Origin of the sequence: Actinomyces sp. HPA0247 (genome assembly GCA_000411415.1) — a bacterium.
Taxonomy (GTDB): domain Bacteria; phylum Actinomycetota; class Actinomycetes; order Actinomycetales; family Actinomycetaceae; genus Pauljensenia.
Genome location: KE150450.1, coordinates 597,161 through 611,207, shown reverse-complemented (window position 1 = coordinate 611,207; position 14,047 = coordinate 597,161). Strand labels below are relative to the sequence as shown.

Sequence of the window (14,047 nt, the reverse complement as noted above, 5' to 3'; positions counted from 1 at the left end):
TGCGGGCCTCGGCCCCTTGTTGTGCGTGTGCGTGGGGTGCGAGTGCGGGTGTGTGGACGCGCGCATGCGCGTGCGACGCCTCGGCAGCCCTCGATGAGCCCGCAGTGATCAGGAAACGTGTTTCGGGCACGCCAAAGCGGCGGACCGGTTCTCGGTCCGCCGTGTGGCTGAGCCGTTACTTGGTGGAGGATCCACCCGTCCAGAAGGACTCATCGAGCTGCTTCGGGTCGATGTCGTCGTCTTCTGCGGGAATCTCGGCGAAGTCGGCGTATTTCGAGTAGAGGTCGTCGTCGATTGCATCGTCCTCTTCGGGCTCGTCCGCCGGCACGTGTGCCAGGTACGAGTCCTCATCCGCCAGCTCGCGCTGAAGTGCGTTTAGGTCGGTGTCGGGGCTGAAATACTTCAGCTTCCGAGCGACTTTCATCTGCTTAGCCTTTTGACGGCCGCGCCCCATGGCGTCGACCCCCTCCGCGTCGTTCGGGTCCGCGTAAAGCGGTTCCCTGGGTGTTCAAAATGTTTCGTGGGACCATCATAGCTAATGACAGGCCTTGACCTCACCTTGGATCGTGTTTTGCGCGCTCAGCTGAGCGGCACTCGGCCCGCGAAAGCCCACGAAAACGGGGAAATGTAACCGGCGCAACCCGCGGCCGGTGTGGCCGGAGTTACGCCGGTTCGCGTCAGTTGGTGCTTACAGCGCCTCGGTCACGTCGGACTTGAGGGCAGCGAGCGTGTGCGCGGCGGCCTCGCGGGCTGCGCGGCGGGCCTCGCGACGCGAACGACGCGACGAGCGGGTCGCCAGCAGGACGATCACGCCGATGGTGCCGATCGCGGACAGGGCGACGATGCCGACCTTTTTCAGGGCCTCGGCGTTGCCGCCGGCCGCGTCCTGCAGGGTCAGCGACGCGGACTCCTTGAAGGACGCGAAGCGGGCGCTGGCCTCGTCCTTCGCCTCCTGGGCGAGGGCGGCGGGCTGGACGCGCGCGTACAGCTGGTCGATCGTGGCGGCCAGTTCGGCGCGCTGGCGCTCGAGGTCGGCAGCGATTTGGGCCTCCGTGCGCGGCTCAGAGGAGGTGGACGCGGGGGCGGACTCGCCGACGGTCACGTTGCGCGGATCGAGGTTCGTGCTCACTTGCCCAGTCCCTTCTCGATGGCTTCCTTGGTGGCGGCGACCGACGCGGCAGGGTCCGGGCGGTGCGCCTGCGCGCTCTTGAGGGAGCGGGCGCCGACGAGGGCGAGGATCAGGACGATCAGGAGGAGGACGCCGACGATGATGAGCGACGCCGCCCACGCGGGCAGGACGAGCGCGAGCGCGATCTCGGCGGTGTGCAGCGTCCAGCCGAGCAGGTAGAGCGCGAAGACTGCGGCGGCCACGAGGAGGGCGATGCCCTTACCGCTCTTGGCTGCGAAGGTGCGCAGCTTCGCCTTGTTGAGCTCGATCTCGCCGCGAATGATCCCGGAGATCTGGCCGGTCACGGACGCGAAGAGGGCGCCGATGCTGGGGCGGGCCTCGCCTGCGGCCTGCGCGGTGTTGACGGGCGGCGGCGGGTACTGCCCGGGCTGGGGGGTGGGCTGAGTCATGGGTGCTCCTGCGCGTGCGGGTGAGCGAGGCGGCGCCTCGCCTGATATGCCTAGTCTCTCATGAAGGAGGTCGGCTCGCAGTGACCGGTCCGTTACTCCTGCGGGGCGATTGAACCGGGCAGATCGGAGAGGATCTTGCGGGCGCGCACGACCAGGTCGGAGACCTCGGGCTCGGCCATGGCCGGGTCCTCGGTGTCGACGACGGGGATGCCTCGCATTGCGGTCTCGGTGCGCGGCTCGCCCGAGGCCTGGGGCACCTGCGTTGCCTGGCTTGCCTGGGTCGCTTGGGCGGGCGCGGTCTCCACGCGGGTGGTCGCCGCGTCGAGGGCGGCCTCGGCGGGGTCCGTTTCCTCGGGTCCGGGGGTCTGCTGCGCGTTCGCGCTCTGCGCCCCGGCCTCGTCGGTGCCCAGCGGGTGCCACGCGGGGGCCGAGGAGGACCCGGTGGGGGAGATGACCTCGTCGAAGGATGCGGGCAGTGCCGAGGGGATCGGGCCGAGGAGGGCCTTCGGGTCCTCGGGGTTGGCCTCCAGGGAGGCGTTGATGAGCGCGACGGAGGGGCCGGGGGCGTCGAGGGCGACGCGGCCGTTCGTCAGGAGGATCGCGCGGTCGGAGGCGGCGGCGACCTCGGGGTTCGGGGTTGCGAGGACGACCGCGCAGCCCGCGTCCGCGAGGGCGCGCAGGAGGGGGCCGAGTTCCGTGCGGGCGGCGGGGGGCAGGGAGGTCGGGTCTTCGACGAGGAAGACCTCCGCGCCGGACACGATCGCGCGGGCGATGAGGGCCTTGAAGCGCTCCCACTCGGAAAGCTCGGAGGGGTGGAGTTCGACGCGCTGGGCGAGGCCCGTGATCTGCAGGGCGCCCACGAGGTTGTCCCAGTCGGCGACGGAACCCGTCGCGGACAGGGGGGCCAGGATGTTCTGGCGGATCGTCAGGGACTCGTCCAGCGGGGAGTCGGCGCGGATCAGCGCGACCGAGCCAATGCGGCCCGCGAGGCGCGCTGCCAGCGAGCGCGAGGGCGCGGCGACGATGCGGCCCGCCTGCGGCTCCTCGAGGCCCGCGAGGATCAGGAAAAGGGCGCGGGCGCGGCGGCCCGTCGGATCCAGGATCGCGCTCAGCGAGCGCGCGCGGAAGCCCAAGTCGATGTTTGCCAGGAGGACCGCGCCCGACGCGTGGTCCGTGTAGGTGATGCCCAGGCCGGCGACCTGGACGCGGCCGCCGCGGCCCTTGGCCGAGAAGGAGCGACGCGAGCGGTACCAGGGGCGAGGCTCGGCGGGCGGCAGGTGCACGGGTGCGGCGACGACGAGGTCGTTGCCGGTGGTGTTGGCTGTGGTGTTGGCGCTGTTGGCGGGCGTGAGCTCCTGGGCGGACTGCTGGGGTGCTGCCTGCTGGGGTGCGTTGGTGGTGAACGAGGCGGGGGTTGCCTCGGCCGTGCCGGTCGGGAGGATGGGGCCGTCGGAGACGAGGGTTTCCTGCGGGTCCAGTGCGCCGTCCTCGGCGAGCGTGGCCGCTGCTTCCTGCTCGGAGGGTGCGCCGACCTCGTCGAGGGCGCTGAGCGTCTCCTCGAACGACGGGGTGGACATCTCGGCGAGCGCGTCCGCCATCGACTGGGCGGGCGTCTGCGAGGTAGCCATGTGCATGGCGGCTTGCTCGCCAGCTTGCTCGGCGGCGGCCGTCACGTCGGCCAGCTCCTGGCTATCCGAACCGTGCAGGTTTTCACGCGGGTCATTCGACATGCCCCCATTGTTTCAGGATCGTGCCACTTGTGTCGCCATGGCACGCGGAAGTGGGTGGGGTGATACGTTTGTGAGGTCCTGCGAGCGCTCGACGCGACCCCGGTCGCGGTGTTCCCCGGCAGGGGATGATCCCGTGTAGTGCATCAGGAGGTTGTTTTCCCTGTCGAGATTGCTTTTCCTTGTATTTTGGAATTTTGCTTCTATCGCTTGAAGTTATCCGATGTGTGTTTCTATGCGTGTTATGGTTGCCACACCAGCCTTCGGGCTGGGGCAATCAATGTGAGGTTGCCGGGCTCATCAGTCTTATAAAAATGGACTTATCGGTGCTTTCGCTGCACTGGTAAGTGTTACGACTCAAGGATGAGAAGATCATGGCCCGTAAGGATGCGGATAGCAGTGGTTTCAGCAGTCGTGTGGTTGCAGCACCGCCGGTCTTTCCTTCCGCGCAGCCTGAGCTTGATGCGTCTCTGCTTACAGACTTGGCTCGATGCTTTTGGGCAAAAAGCGGAGACGGCGAATCCACGTGGTTGTCCGTTGTGCAGCATTTAATGGACGCTGCAGATATAGCGGGATACCTCTTTGACGAGTACTTAAGTGAGCATCATCGAAGACTGATGGCATCTGTTTGGGGAGGGGATCAAAAGAAGGCCCGAGCAGCATTCGTATTCCTTGCGGGGATTCACGACGTTGGAAAAGTGAGTGCGGTGTTCGAGTGCCAGTGTGAAGAACTCGTGAAACTGATCCACGATCAAGGTCTCGAAGTAATGCCTGAGAAATATTATTCACGTCGAGCAGCGTTGCCTCATGGATTTGTCAGCCAGTTTGCTCTTCAGGAAGAGATAGAAGCGTGCGGGGCTGATGCTTCCCGCGCCTTTCAGTGGGCAGTTCTGGTCGGAGTCCATCACGGTCACTACCCTGAATCAACTGGTGTGGGGCGAGCACGCGATCAACACTGCAATTTGATGGAAGCTTCGGATGATGGTCAGCAGTGGGGCCAGGCGCGCTCGGACATTCTTCGATGGATGGCGGCTCGCAGTGGTTTCCCGCTCGTTGCGCCCGGCACCGCCCTGCCGGAGTTGCCCATTGCGGTGGCCTCCGCCTACGCCTCGGCCCTTGTGATCGCGGACTGGCTCGCTTCCAACGAGGATTACTTCCCGCTTCGTCCCCGGCCGGTCGGTGAGACCGGAAAGCAGTCGATTGAGGGATACTCGGAGCTCACTGCGGACCAGCAGCGTGAGCGTGTCGAGCGTGCCTGGAAGCGAGCGGGCTTTCCAACCCCTCTGCGCATTCCTGAGGCTCCACCTGGTGAGGTCGCAGAGTTCTACCGTCACCGTTTCGGATGGCCGGACACGTACAGGCCGACTGAGGCTCAGAGCGCCGCCATTGAGATTGCAACATGCGAGGACCCGGACCTCATGATTGTCGAGGCCCCGCCGGGGTCCGGGAAGACCGAGCTGGCTTTCGCTGCCGCTGAGGTGCTGATGCGCTCGCGGGGGCTGCAGGGAGTGTTCGTCGCGCTGCCTACTCAGGCCACGACGAATGCGATGTTTGAGCGCGTCACCGCGTGGCTGACGAGCATCCTGGGCGATGAACCGCAGAAGCTTGGCATCCAGCTTGCGCACGGGAAAAACAGCCTCAACGAGTCCTTCGTGAAGCTCCTTGAGCGTGGCAAGAGCCCTCTCGAAGTGTATGACGACGGGGAGGACCTCGGCCTTCACGCGAGTCGTTGGATGGGTCAGCGGTGGCGCTCGACGCTGTCGCCCGTTGTAGTCGGGACAATCGATCAGGTGCTGCTCGCAGCCCTGAAGTCGCGTCACGTGCTGGTGCGTCACCTTGGGCTCATGGGCAAGGTCGTCGTCATCGATGAGGTGCACGCTGCCGACGAATACATGGAGACCTACCTGGAAGCTGCGCTGACGTGGCTTGGTATGTACGGGATCCCCGTTGTGCTGCTGTCGGCGACCCTGCCGCCCGCACGGCGTTCGGCGCTCCTTGAGGCATATCGCCGAGGTCGTGGCTCGTCCGGTGCGGGGGCTGAGTCGGTCGATGGCATGATCGGTTATCCGGCTATTTCCACGGTGTCCGCCACGGGCGTGCGCGTCCATGAAATCCAGGGTGAAGCAGAGGTCCCCAAGCGGATCATCCCAACCCCACTCGAATCGACCCGTAAGATCGCAGAGCTGCTGGACCGCGAGCTCGCCGACGGTGGATGCGCCGTCGTCATCCGCAATACCGTCCGGGAGGCCCAGGAAACATACGAGGCCGTGAGGTCTGTGTTCGGGCGTGAGCAGGTCACCCTGCTGCACTCGCGTTTCCTGGCCGCTGAACGGGCGGTTCGTGATCGCCGGATGCTTGAACTTTTTGGGAAAGATAGTGCGCAGCGTCCTTTCAGGCACGTCGTCGTGGCGACGCAGGTGATTGAGCAAAGCCTTGATGTCGACTTCGACCTCATGCTCACAGACCCCGCGCCCATGGACCTCGTGCTACAGCGTATCGGGCGGCTCCATCGGCACGACAGAGCCGAGCGGCCTGTGCGTTTACGCGAAGCCCGTTGCCTCGTCCTCGTTGAGGACCTATTCGCTGTCCCGTGGGCATATTCCATACGAACAGACCATATCTATTCGCGGTATTCAGTCCTGCGCACTCTCGGAATTCTTGCTGATCGGAGGGAGGTGCGCGTCTGCGAACCACGAGACTATGCGCAGCTAACAGCATTGGCTTACTCCGATGCGCAGAGTGTTGGACCCGCGGAATGGACGGAAGCGTTTGGCATAGCGCAAGTAGCGAAAACCGATGCGATGACAACCTCGAGGAGGAATGCGAACACGTGGTGTCTCAACGGCGCCAATATAACTGAGTGGACCGCATCGAGATTAGAGGAATCGTTCGCAGGCAATGCTGCAACAGGAGAAGAGGTCGGGGGTGTGGGGCGGGCTGCCGTTCGAGATGGTGAAGACCAGATACCAGTCATCGTTGTTGCGGTCGATCCCGAATCGTGCGGATCTGTGATGGCGCCACCCCTAAGTGACAAGAGTTCGCCTGGTGAAAAACTCGATGTGCGTGACTATGCCGCGCGTGGCCGGATAGCGGAGATTTGCTCGTGGACTCTCTCCTTGCCTCCGTGGTCTTTCCGTGAACGTGGGCGAAGTATCGAAGACACGGTGGACGCAGTTGAGCATGCCCTACGAGAAGATCTCAGTACGGAAGGTTGGCTGTGTCGGAAACATCCACTGTTGGCGGGACAGTTAATCCTCGTGATGTCCAAAGCCGCCGATGGTGAGCGGCTTACACGCAACCTCTGCGGACGCACACTGACTTATACCACTGAGACTGGAATGGAGATTTGGGTCAATGAAGAACCCTGAATACAACCTACTTGACGAGCCCTGGATACCCGTGAGGCTGCTTGACGGCTCAGTCACTGAAGTTGGGCTGCTGGAACTACTCCAGCGTACGACCGACATCGCGGATCTGGCATGCGAGCTACCCACGCAGAGCATCGCGATTCAACGACTGATCTTAGCGGTCGCGTATCGGGTGGCAACCCCGCGAGACATGCATGACTGGGCCAGGCAGTGGGATCAAGGCGCTCCGACGGATCAGATGATCGAGTACCTCGAACGATGGAGGGATCGCTTTTTCTTATTTGGCGGTGAGTATCCATTTATGCAGGTCGCTGATCTAAAGACTGCAAAAGATGAAGCGAAACCGTTAAGTGTGATAATCGCGAATCTGCCGAAAGAAGAGAAGCGCTTGTTTTCATCACGAAGTGGGGCTGGAGCAGACTGGATGAGTGCGGCAGAAGCCGCGCGATGGCTTGTCCATGTTCAAAACTATGACTCTTCAGGAATACGTTCCGGAGCAGAGGGCGATCCAAAAGCATCGGCCGGTAGAGGGAGCCCGATTGGGCCTGCATGGTGTGCGCAGCTAGGGATCGTCGGCGGTGTCAATGGGTGGTAGCAATGAGTTCGTTGAATGCTTCTGTTGGGGTGCGGTAGCCGAGGGTGGCTCTGGGGCAGTTGTTGAGCTCGTAGGCGATGGCGTCGAGGTAGGGCTGGTGGCTGGTGATGGGGGTTCCTTTGGGCAGGTATCGGCGGATGAGCCGGTTGGTGTTTTCGTTGGTTCCTCTCTCCCAGGGGCTGTGGGGGTGAGCGAAAAACACGTCCACGCCTGTGTCGCGGGTCAGGCGCTGGTGGCGGGCCATTTCCCGGCCTTGGTCCCAGGTCAGTGTTCGCATCGCCCCATCAGGAAGGCCCTGGATGCGGCGGGTCAGCGCATCACAGACCTGGTCGGCTTTCCTACCCAGGGGCAGGGCCACGATGATCAGGTAGCGGGTGGTGCGCTCAACCAGGGTCGCACACGCGCTGGCCCCGTCTTGGCCGATGATCAGGTCGCCTTCCCAGTTGCCCGGGATTTTCCGATCAGCAATGTCGGGGCGCTCATCAATCAATCGCATCCCAACAATGGGGGGTTTGCGCCCGCCTGTGGGGGGTTTCTTGCGCATCCACCTGCGCGAGGGCAAGCATATACCGTGCTCGATGAGCGTCTTCTTGGGGTGGGCGTAGATCCACGTGTAGATAGCCTCGTGGCTAATCGTGTGGCCCTGGGCGTCGGGGGAAGTATCCATGGTGGGCAGTGTGCCACATGCTTCGGCGCGCAGGCGTCCGCTGATCTGGCGGGGCGTGTGCCCCTGAGACAAATCGGAGATCACGCGGCGGCGAAGAACCGAATTGCGATCCAACAGGCGCTTCTTGGGGCGGCGCCTGGCCGCGCGGGCTGCCTTGCTGGCCTCCTCGGCCCGATACGCCCCGTCAGGGCCCGCATGGCGGGCGATCTCACGGCACACCACCGACGGACTACGCCCAATCAAGCGAGCGATACGCGCCTGAGACAAACCCGCCTCCAGCCCTGCCATGATCGCCGCGCGGTCCTGGACACCAAGCATCCGACGACACCCCACAACCAGCCTCCCACAAGCATCACCGCTACACGAAAAATTGCTTACACCCTATGACACTGCCGTCTGGATTAAAGGAAACGACCTTGATGAGACGATTGTCCTCAATCTGATTCCATCTGACTCAGGCAGGTTGGAAGGTGGAGACAACTCTTCTGACTGGGGGGCTTGTACATGGGAAAAAGCGGACCCTTGGACTGCGAATCGGGACGACTACTCCGTCGCAGGAAAAAAAGGGACTACGAAAGCCGAGAGCTTGAGTATCCCAAAGTTGATGACATGGCAGTCTCGACGAGTTCGGTTATTCGGAGATTCTGCGGGAGTGACAAAAGTGCTTGTCTGCCAAGGAGACAAATTGACGCCGCACAATATGTTTAGGTATGAGCCGCAGAGTATGTGGAGATATGATTCGGGGGCTTCGAAGAAGTCGGTGGACGTATATAAAGCATTCAACTTTACAGCGGATCGTGCTATGTGGCGGAATCTTCCTGGTGTGTTCTGTCCTCAGGTGAAGGTGAAAGTGGGGGGGCGGTCGAGAAGTCGATAGGGTTCTTCAGCCGGCAACGCTTACGTTCCATCATAGCTTGCAGTTGAATAGAGTGAAGACGAGATATCCAGTTCGACTTCGTCTTCAAGCTGTTGGAATGATCTTTGTTTCCAAAGAGAAGACGGATTATAAGGCTGTGTATTTCGATGAGCTGACGCTGTTCTCGATATTGTTGAGTGAGAAGAGCGATAAATTGGTGGCGGAGATCAAGGATCAAGTCATGAAGACAGAAGAAGTTGCGAATCTAATTGGACGTTATGCAAGGGATATCGCGCGTGCGGCCGGTGGAATAGGTGATGTTGATGCTGAGCGAGCGCGACAGCAATTCTATGCAGCTGTCGACATTCAGTTTCGATCGTGGCTCTCAGGGATTGATGGTCATGAAAAGGTTCCTGAAATTCGGAAAAGTTGGGAGGACGTTCTAAGGAAAACATCGCGAATGTTTCAAAAAGAGATTGGTGATGCTGCGCCTCAATCATCGATCATTGGTCGATATGTTGGCAAAATTGGGGGTAAAAATGTGGACAGGTATTTAAGTCTTGGTATTGCCGAGAATTCATTTCGATATGGGTTGTTGAAACTGTTGCCTGCTGTTGATAGTTGGGAAGGGGTGAAATGACTGTGGGTGAGGTGATTTCTGTGACGTATCCCGACGCCGATGTGCAGGGGCTTGTCTCAGCGGAGGCTGTGTTTCGTCATGTGCATGGGCTCATTGCTCATCGCCTGTCGAAAGATACTTCGACAGCTCGTGCACTCCGCGCGCAGTTGCGGGGCGCGCTGAATAGAGAGGTTGGTTCGGTTCCAGCTATCTGGGACCTTACTCTTGATAAACGTAAGGGAGGGTTATCTGATGGAGCTACGAGGGGTGAGAAGGCTGTTCATGGTGCATTGACCCTGTGGGCCTTCCATCAAGGCGCAGCTGTAGACACGGCATCTGCGCCCTCTGATCGACCCTTGAGTTTTGCCTCTGCTATTCGTGTGGTCGCTGAGCACCAAAAAGGAGATAAGAGGGCTGAGGAGACGCCTATCTTCAATCGTTTTTCTGCAGCGGTGCAAGCGCCGACGTTTGATGGCTTGCTCGTGCATCTTCGTTCGCTGGTGTCGCAACTCAAGTCGGCTGGAATTCCCTGTGACTACGCCAAGCTAGCGGCAGATTTGTTCCTGTGGCAGGACTCTGGTTGTCGATCATCCGTTATGCGTGATTGGGGTCGTCAGTTCGCTCGTGCTCTGTCGGAAAGTTCAGTGGCTTCTTCTGGTGAATGACGGTTGCCCATCATTCTTAAACTGTTGTCATTTGTGAAAGGTGAAACAATGTCCATCTTCGTTGATATTCATGTTCTGCAGACTCTCCCTCCTTCGAATCCGAATAGGGATGATACTGGCGCGCCCAAGACTGCGATGTTCGGCGGGGTGCGTCGTATGCGGATATCATCGCAAGCGATTAAGCGTGCTGTTCGAAAAGACTTTGAAAACTCTATAGAGTTAGCTCTTCGAGGCATTCGATCTAAGAGAATTCCAGTATTAATTAAAGAGAAGATTCTTCAACGCAAGCCAGATTGTTCTATCGATGAACTTTCCGCGATGGTCGCTCTGATTATGGAGTTCACGTACTATGGGCATAAAGACTCAAAAGATAAGCGTGAGCAATATTTGAAGCGTGTGCAGCAGAATCCGGAACATGCTTTTGAAGAACTTGACGTCCTTTGGTTTGTCTCCCATGCAGAGATTGATAAGTATGTTGATGCTGTTATTGAAGATATGCAAACTGATGATCCGAAAAAGTCGTTCAGGCTACGTAAATTTGATAAGGCATCTACCGAACGTGATCACTCTATTGCGGTAGCATTGTTTGGGCGGATGGTAGCAAGTAATACGAACTTGCAAGTAGAAGCCGCCTGCCAAGTTGCTCCCGCCATCGGTGTGGGAGCTATGGAAAACGAATACGACTACTACACTGCCGTTGATGATCATAAGGATGCCAGTGAGGATAGTGGCAAAGGCGCCGCGATGATCGGATTGATCGAATTTGCATCGGCGACGATGTATCGATATTCAACGATCAACGTCAACATGTTGCGTGAAAACCTGGGAGATGACGCGGTCGCGGATCGAGCTGTCGAACTTTTTGTGGATAGCTTTGTCCGATCGATGCCGACCGGAAAGATCACGACTTTTGCGAACCGAACGCTGCCGGATGTCGTTCTGGTTCAGGTTCGTGATGACCAACCGATCAACATGAGTGGCGCTTTTGAGGAGCCGGTCGTCGCAGCGCAGCACGGCTTCGCAGAGCCGGCCATTAAGCGCTTCGTTGAGTTCGAGTCGCGGTTGCGCGAGCTCACGGGTCTGGAAGCTGTCGAATCGCTCGTGTCGTGGACAACACCTCGGGGTGAAAGTTTGTCTGTGTTGGGAGACAAAGTGCGCCTGATTGACCTTGGCAGTGCGACTGCAAGCGCGGTACGAGGTATGCAATGACATCCGTGCTTGTCTTGCGCTTAGCGGGTCCCATGCAGTCGTGGGGTGTATCTAGTCAGTTCGTGCACCGGGCAACTGAGACATTTCCTACGAAGAGCGGCCTGGTCGGTTTGCTTGCGGCGGCTCAGGGGCGCAGGCGCTGCGATCCTATTGAAGATCTCGCTGAGCTTCGTTTCGCTGCGAGGATTGACCAGCAGGGACAAATACTTCGCGATTTTCATACGTCGAGGCGTCAGAAGTGCATGACCGAAAATAAAGAGAAGACCCTTTTGTCTGAACGTTTCTACTGTACGGATGCGGTTTTCGTCGGATTCGTTGAAGGACCAGCTGAGCTAGTGGATGCACTGGCGCAGGCGGTCGTTCGCCCGGTGTTTCCGCTCTACCTCGGCAGGCGCTCGTGCCCTCCGACCTTGCCGCTGCGTCTTTCTGTTCGCGAGGGTAGCGCGTGGGATGCGGTGCGCGAAACTCCGTGGATGGCCTCGTCGTACTTTCAGAAGAAGCATTGTCATGATCGTTTAGTTCGAACGCGAGTCGTCGCGGATCTGGGAATCATTCCGCCTGAGGTGGAGAGGGCCTCGCAGCAGACGCTTCAGGATATGCCGATTAGTTTCAACTCGGAACACAGGCAGTTTACTGTGCGTGCCGTCGAGGAAGTATATGTCGAACTTGAGAATCCGAAGTACGCGGAGACGAAGCAGCAAGCCCACCCTGGCCTCGTGCATGACCCGATGGAGGTCCTCTGATGTTTCTGACACGTATCTACCTCAACCCACACCGTCGGGGGGCGAAGCAGCTCATGCGTAGTCGGCAGGTCCTTCACGCAGCTGTGATGAATTGTTTTCCTCCGGGTGTACTTGACATTCCAGGGAATCCTCGGGTTCTCTGGCGCCTGGATTATCCGCCATCTTTGAGAAGTGGGTTGCCGAGGCAGGGGAGTCCTTCGTGTGCCCTTTTCATCTCCAGCCCGGTCCCACCAGATCCCTCACACATCGTTGAGGAGGCTGGCTACGCCACCGAGGGTGGGGTCGTTGTCCGTGATATGAGTCCCTTCCTCGATGGTCTGTCAGCCGAGCAGCGGTGGGGTTTCCGCCTCTGTGTGAATCCGACCTTCCGAACGGCCGCTCAGGTTAATGAAAGAGGTCAGAAGAAGATTCTCGCTCATGTCACCCAAGCTCAGCAGATACAGTGGGTCCTCAAGAACGCCAAAGAGCGTGGGTTTCGTGTACTGACTTCAGCTGAGATCGGTGGGGATCTGCCGGTTCTTGAGAATGACAATGGGGAACGTGTTGACGGGGCGAATCTACTGATTAATGGGGCTCTTCCGAGTTGAGTGTGGGTGACCGGGTGTTGGTCGGGGGTTGCGGGTAGAGGTCGAGGTCCTTGATGATGAGCGGACTTCTACCCCCGCTGTCGTCAAGGACCTCGACAATGTCTCACCCTACCTGCTGCTGCTCTGTGTCGCTTGATCGTTGTGATCGGTGTGATCTGCTCGTCGACTTAGAGGGCTTCCATCTGATGAGTGCGGTTCGCACCCCAGATGCTCTGGTGCTCGATGTTGAGTCGTGCAACCAGCTGGCGGGGTGCCCAGATTGTGGGGTGATCGCTCAAGGTCATGGGCGTGTGGTGGTGGAGGTGATCGACGCGCCCTGGGCCGGGGTCCCGGTGCGGATCCGGTGGCATAAGCGACGCTGGATATGCCGCGAACACACCTGCCAGATCACGACTTTCACTGAGCAGAACCACTCGGTGTGTGCTCCCAGGGCGCGCCTGGGTGTTCGGGCGATCCGCTGGGCGATCCGACAGTTGCGCTTCGAGGGAGCCACTATCTCGGGGCTGGCCCGCCAGTTAGGAACCACGTGGAATACCGTGTGGTCCCATATCAAGCCGTGTCTGCAAGCCGCATCTGATGACCCCGCCCGTTTCTCAGGGGTGCGGGTGCTGGGGGTTGACGAGCACGTGTGGCACCACCAGGACCGACGCCGACGAGGGCCCCGTGAGCTCACCGGCATCGTCGACCTGACGCGAGGGGAGGATCATCCCACGGCCCGCTTGTTGGATCTGGTCCCGGGAAGGTCTGGCACCGTGTACAAGAACTGGCTGGCCGAGCGCGGCGAAGACTTCCGCTCCGGTATCCAGATCGCGACGCTGGATCCCTTCCAGGGATATAAGAACGCCATTGATGACCAGCTCCAAGACGCCACCAGCGTGCTCGATGCCTTTCACATCGTCAAGCTCGCCGGCGACGCTCTCGATGAGGTGCGTCGTCGCGTCCAGCAAGACACGACCGGTCACCGCGGGCGCAAGGGTGATCCTCTCTATCAGATCCGCAATCTTTTGCGCGCCTCGCGTGATCGGCTCACGAAGCGTCAACAAGAACGACTCCGTGAGGCCTTCACGGCAGACGAGGCGCATATCAGTGTCGAAGTCGCCTACCACTGCGCCCAGCAAGTGCGCGACGTCTTCCATCAAGCCACACCCGCCCAAGGCCGACGCCTGGCCGCTCATCTCGTCGAGCGCCTACCAACGTGTCCCATCCCCGAAATCGCCCGACTGGGTCGAACCCTACGCAAATGGAAGGACGCCTTCTTGGCCTACTTCGACACCGGCGGAGCCAGCAACGGCCCCACCGAAGCCATCAACGGAATCATCGAACTAGGAAGACGCACCGCCAGAGGCTACCGCAACCCCACCAACTACCATCTCCGAATGCTCCTCATCGCAGGAGGCCTAGATGCCTCCAACCACACTCAACTCTGAAGAGCC

General features: G+C 60.0%; 13 protein-coding genes and 1 pseudogene. 9 read left to right on the top strand and 5 right to left on the bottom strand.

Annotation, left to right across the window (positions count from 1 at the left end; translation table 11 throughout):
- Positions 1 to 175: 175 nt before the first annotated feature.
- The 4 genes from HMPREF1478_RS02515 to HMPREF1478_RS02500 all read right to left on the bottom strand — a co-directional run bounded on the left by HMPREF1478_RS02515 (position 176) and on the right by HMPREF1478_RS02500 (position 3,308).
- Positions 176 to 454: a DUF3073 domain-containing protein gene (locus HMPREF1478_RS02515; protein ID WP_016460513.1), complete on the bottom strand. Its 279-nt coding sequence runs from the start codon at positions 452 to 454 to the stop codon at positions 176 to 178.
- A 234-nt stretch (positions 455 to 688) separates the two neighbouring features.
- Positions 689 to 1,129: a DUF3618 domain-containing protein gene (locus tag HMPREF1478_RS02510; protein WP_016460512.1), complete on the bottom strand. Its 441-nt coding sequence runs from the start codon at positions 1,127 to 1,129 to the stop codon at positions 689 to 691.
- A complete protein-coding gene (locus HMPREF1478_RS02505) occupies positions 1,126 to 1,578 on the bottom strand; it encodes a phage holin family protein (protein WP_016460511.1) in 453 nt (150 codons plus the stop codon). The genes HMPREF1478_RS02510 and HMPREF1478_RS02505 overlap by 4 nt, the downstream gene beginning before the upstream one ends.
- 92 nt (positions 1,579 to 1,670) lie before the next feature.
- Positions 1,671 to 3,308, bottom strand: a complete 1,638-nt coding sequence (locus HMPREF1478_RS02500; RefSeq protein ID WP_016460510.1) for an ATP-binding cassette domain-containing protein — start codon at positions 3,306 to 3,308, stop codon at positions 1,671 to 1,673.
- Positions 3,309 to 3,679: 371 nt separating this feature from the next.
- Between HMPREF1478_RS02500 and cas3 the strand changes: the two genes are divergently transcribed.
- Together cas3 and casA are read left to right on the top strand one after the other, a co-directional pair.
- A complete protein-coding gene (gene cas3 / locus HMPREF1478_RS02495) occupies positions 3,680 to 6,673 on the top strand; it encodes a CRISPR-associated helicase Cas3' (protein ID WP_198008380.1) in 2,994 nt (997 codons plus the stop codon).
- Entirely contained in the window at positions 6,660 to 7,268 is a 609-nt protein-coding gene (gene casA / locus HMPREF1478_RS10255) for a type I-E CRISPR-associated protein Cse1/CasA (protein WP_016460508.1), read from the top strand. Before cas3 ends, casA begins: the two co-directional genes overlap by 14 nt.
- On the opposite strand, the gene HMPREF1478_RS02490 is transcribed toward casA, so the two are convergent.
- Positions 7,255 to 8,268 carry an IS30 family transposase gene (locus tag HMPREF1478_RS02490; protein WP_016460220.1) on the bottom strand — a complete coding sequence of 338 codons (1,014 nt, stop codon included), beginning with the start codon at positions 8,266 to 8,268 and terminating at the stop codon, positions 7,255 to 7,257. The genes casA and HMPREF1478_RS02490 overlap by 14 nt on opposite strands.
- On the opposite strand from HMPREF1478_RS02490, the gene HMPREF1478_RS10990 reads away from it, so the two are divergent.
- The 7 genes and pseudogenes from HMPREF1478_RS10990 (at position 8,222) to HMPREF1478_RS10230 (ending at position 14,041) form a co-directional block, all read left to right on the top strand.
- The gene (locus tag HMPREF1478_RS10990) at positions 8,222 to 8,812 is read left to right on the top strand and encodes a type I-E CRISPR-associated protein Cse1/CasA (protein WP_083940060.1); all 591 of its coding nucleotides are present in this window, start codon (positions 8,222 to 8,224) and stop codon (positions 8,810 to 8,812) included. The two genes, HMPREF1478_RS02490 and HMPREF1478_RS10990, sit on opposite strands and share 47 nt — an antisense overlap.
- A 22-nt stretch (positions 8,813 to 8,834) precedes the next feature.
- Positions 8,835 to 9,431 (top strand): annotated as a pseudogene (locus tag HMPREF1478_RS10920) (type I-E CRISPR-associated protein Cse1/CasA); the annotation flags it as partial.
- Positions 9,428 to 10,075 (top strand): type I-E CRISPR-associated protein Cse2/CasB, encoded by a 648-nt coding sequence (gene casB, locus HMPREF1478_RS10240; protein WP_016460507.1) that lies wholly within the window; start codon positions 9,428 to 9,430, stop codon positions 10,073 to 10,075. The pseudogene HMPREF1478_RS10920 and the gene casB, both read left to right, overlap by 4 nt.
- Positions 10,076 to 10,123: 48 nt before the next feature.
- Positions 10,124 to 11,284: a type I-E CRISPR-associated protein Cas7/Cse4/CasC gene (gene cas7e, locus HMPREF1478_RS02485; RefSeq protein ID WP_034474847.1), complete on the top strand. Its 1,161-nt coding sequence runs from the start codon at positions 10,124 to 10,126 to the stop codon at positions 11,282 to 11,284.
- Entirely contained in the window at positions 11,281 to 12,027 is a 747-nt protein-coding gene (cas5e, locus tag HMPREF1478_RS02480; protein ID WP_016460505.1) for a type I-E CRISPR-associated protein Cas5/CasD, read from the top strand. Before cas7e ends, cas5e begins: the two co-directional genes overlap by 4 nt.
- Positions 12,027 to 12,614 (top strand): type I-E CRISPR-associated protein Cas6/Cse3/CasE, encoded by a 588-nt coding sequence (locus HMPREF1478_RS10235; RefSeq protein ID WP_016460504.1) that lies wholly within the window; start codon positions 12,027 to 12,029, stop codon positions 12,612 to 12,614. Before cas5e ends, HMPREF1478_RS10235 begins: the two co-directional genes overlap by 1 nt.
- 98 nt (positions 12,615 to 12,712) lie before the next feature.
- Positions 12,713 to 14,041 (top strand): ISL3 family transposase, encoded by a 1,329-nt coding sequence (locus HMPREF1478_RS10230; RefSeq protein WP_016460503.1) that lies wholly within the window; start codon positions 12,713 to 12,715, stop codon positions 14,039 to 14,041.
- Positions 14,042 to 14,047: the final 6 nt, after the last annotated feature.

What these genes read in the sequence shown, in the direction of transcription:
- casB (WP_016460507.1), top strand. Translation starts at nt 9,428, where the DNA reads ATGACTGTGGGTGAGGTGATTTCTGTGACGTATCCCGACGCCGATGTG.
- cas7e (WP_034474847.1), top strand. Translation starts at nt 10,124, where the DNA reads ATGTCCATCTTCGTTGATATTCATGTTCTGCAGACTCTCCCTCCTTCG.
- HMPREF1478_RS02505 (WP_016460511.1), bottom strand. Translation starts at nt 1,578, where the DNA reads ATGACTCAGCCCACCCCCCAGCCCGGGCAGTACCCGCCGCCGCCCGTC.
- HMPREF1478_RS02515 (WP_016460513.1), bottom strand. Translation starts at nt 454, where the DNA reads ATGGGGCGCGGCCGTCAAAAGGCTAAGCAGATGAAAGTCGCTCGGAAG.
- cas5e (WP_016460505.1), top strand. Translation starts at nt 11,281, where the DNA reads ATGACATCCGTGCTTGTCTTGCGCTTAGCGGGTCCCATGCAGTCGTGG.
- HMPREF1478_RS10990 (WP_083940060.1), top strand. Translation starts at nt 8,222, where the DNA reads ATGATCGCCGCGCGGTCCTGGACACCAAGCATCCGACGACACCCCACA.
- casA (WP_016460508.1), top strand. Translation starts at nt 6,660, where the DNA reads ATGAAGAACCCTGAATACAACCTACTTGACGAGCCCTGGATACCCGTG.
- cas3 (WP_198008380.1), top strand. Translation starts at nt 3,680, where the DNA reads ATGGCCCGTAAGGATGCGGATAGCAGTGGTTTCAGCAGTCGTGTGGTT.
- HMPREF1478_RS02500 (WP_016460510.1), bottom strand. Translation starts at nt 3,308, where the DNA reads ATGTCGAATGACCCGCGTGAAAACCTGCACGGTTCGGATAGCCAGGAG.
- HMPREF1478_RS10230 (WP_016460503.1), top strand. Translation starts at nt 12,713, where the DNA reads ATGTCTCACCCTACCTGCTGCTGCTCTGTGTCGCTTGATCGTTGTGAT.
- HMPREF1478_RS10235 (WP_016460504.1), top strand. Translation starts at nt 12,027, where the DNA reads ATGTTTCTGACACGTATCTACCTCAACCCACACCGTCGGGGGGCGAAG.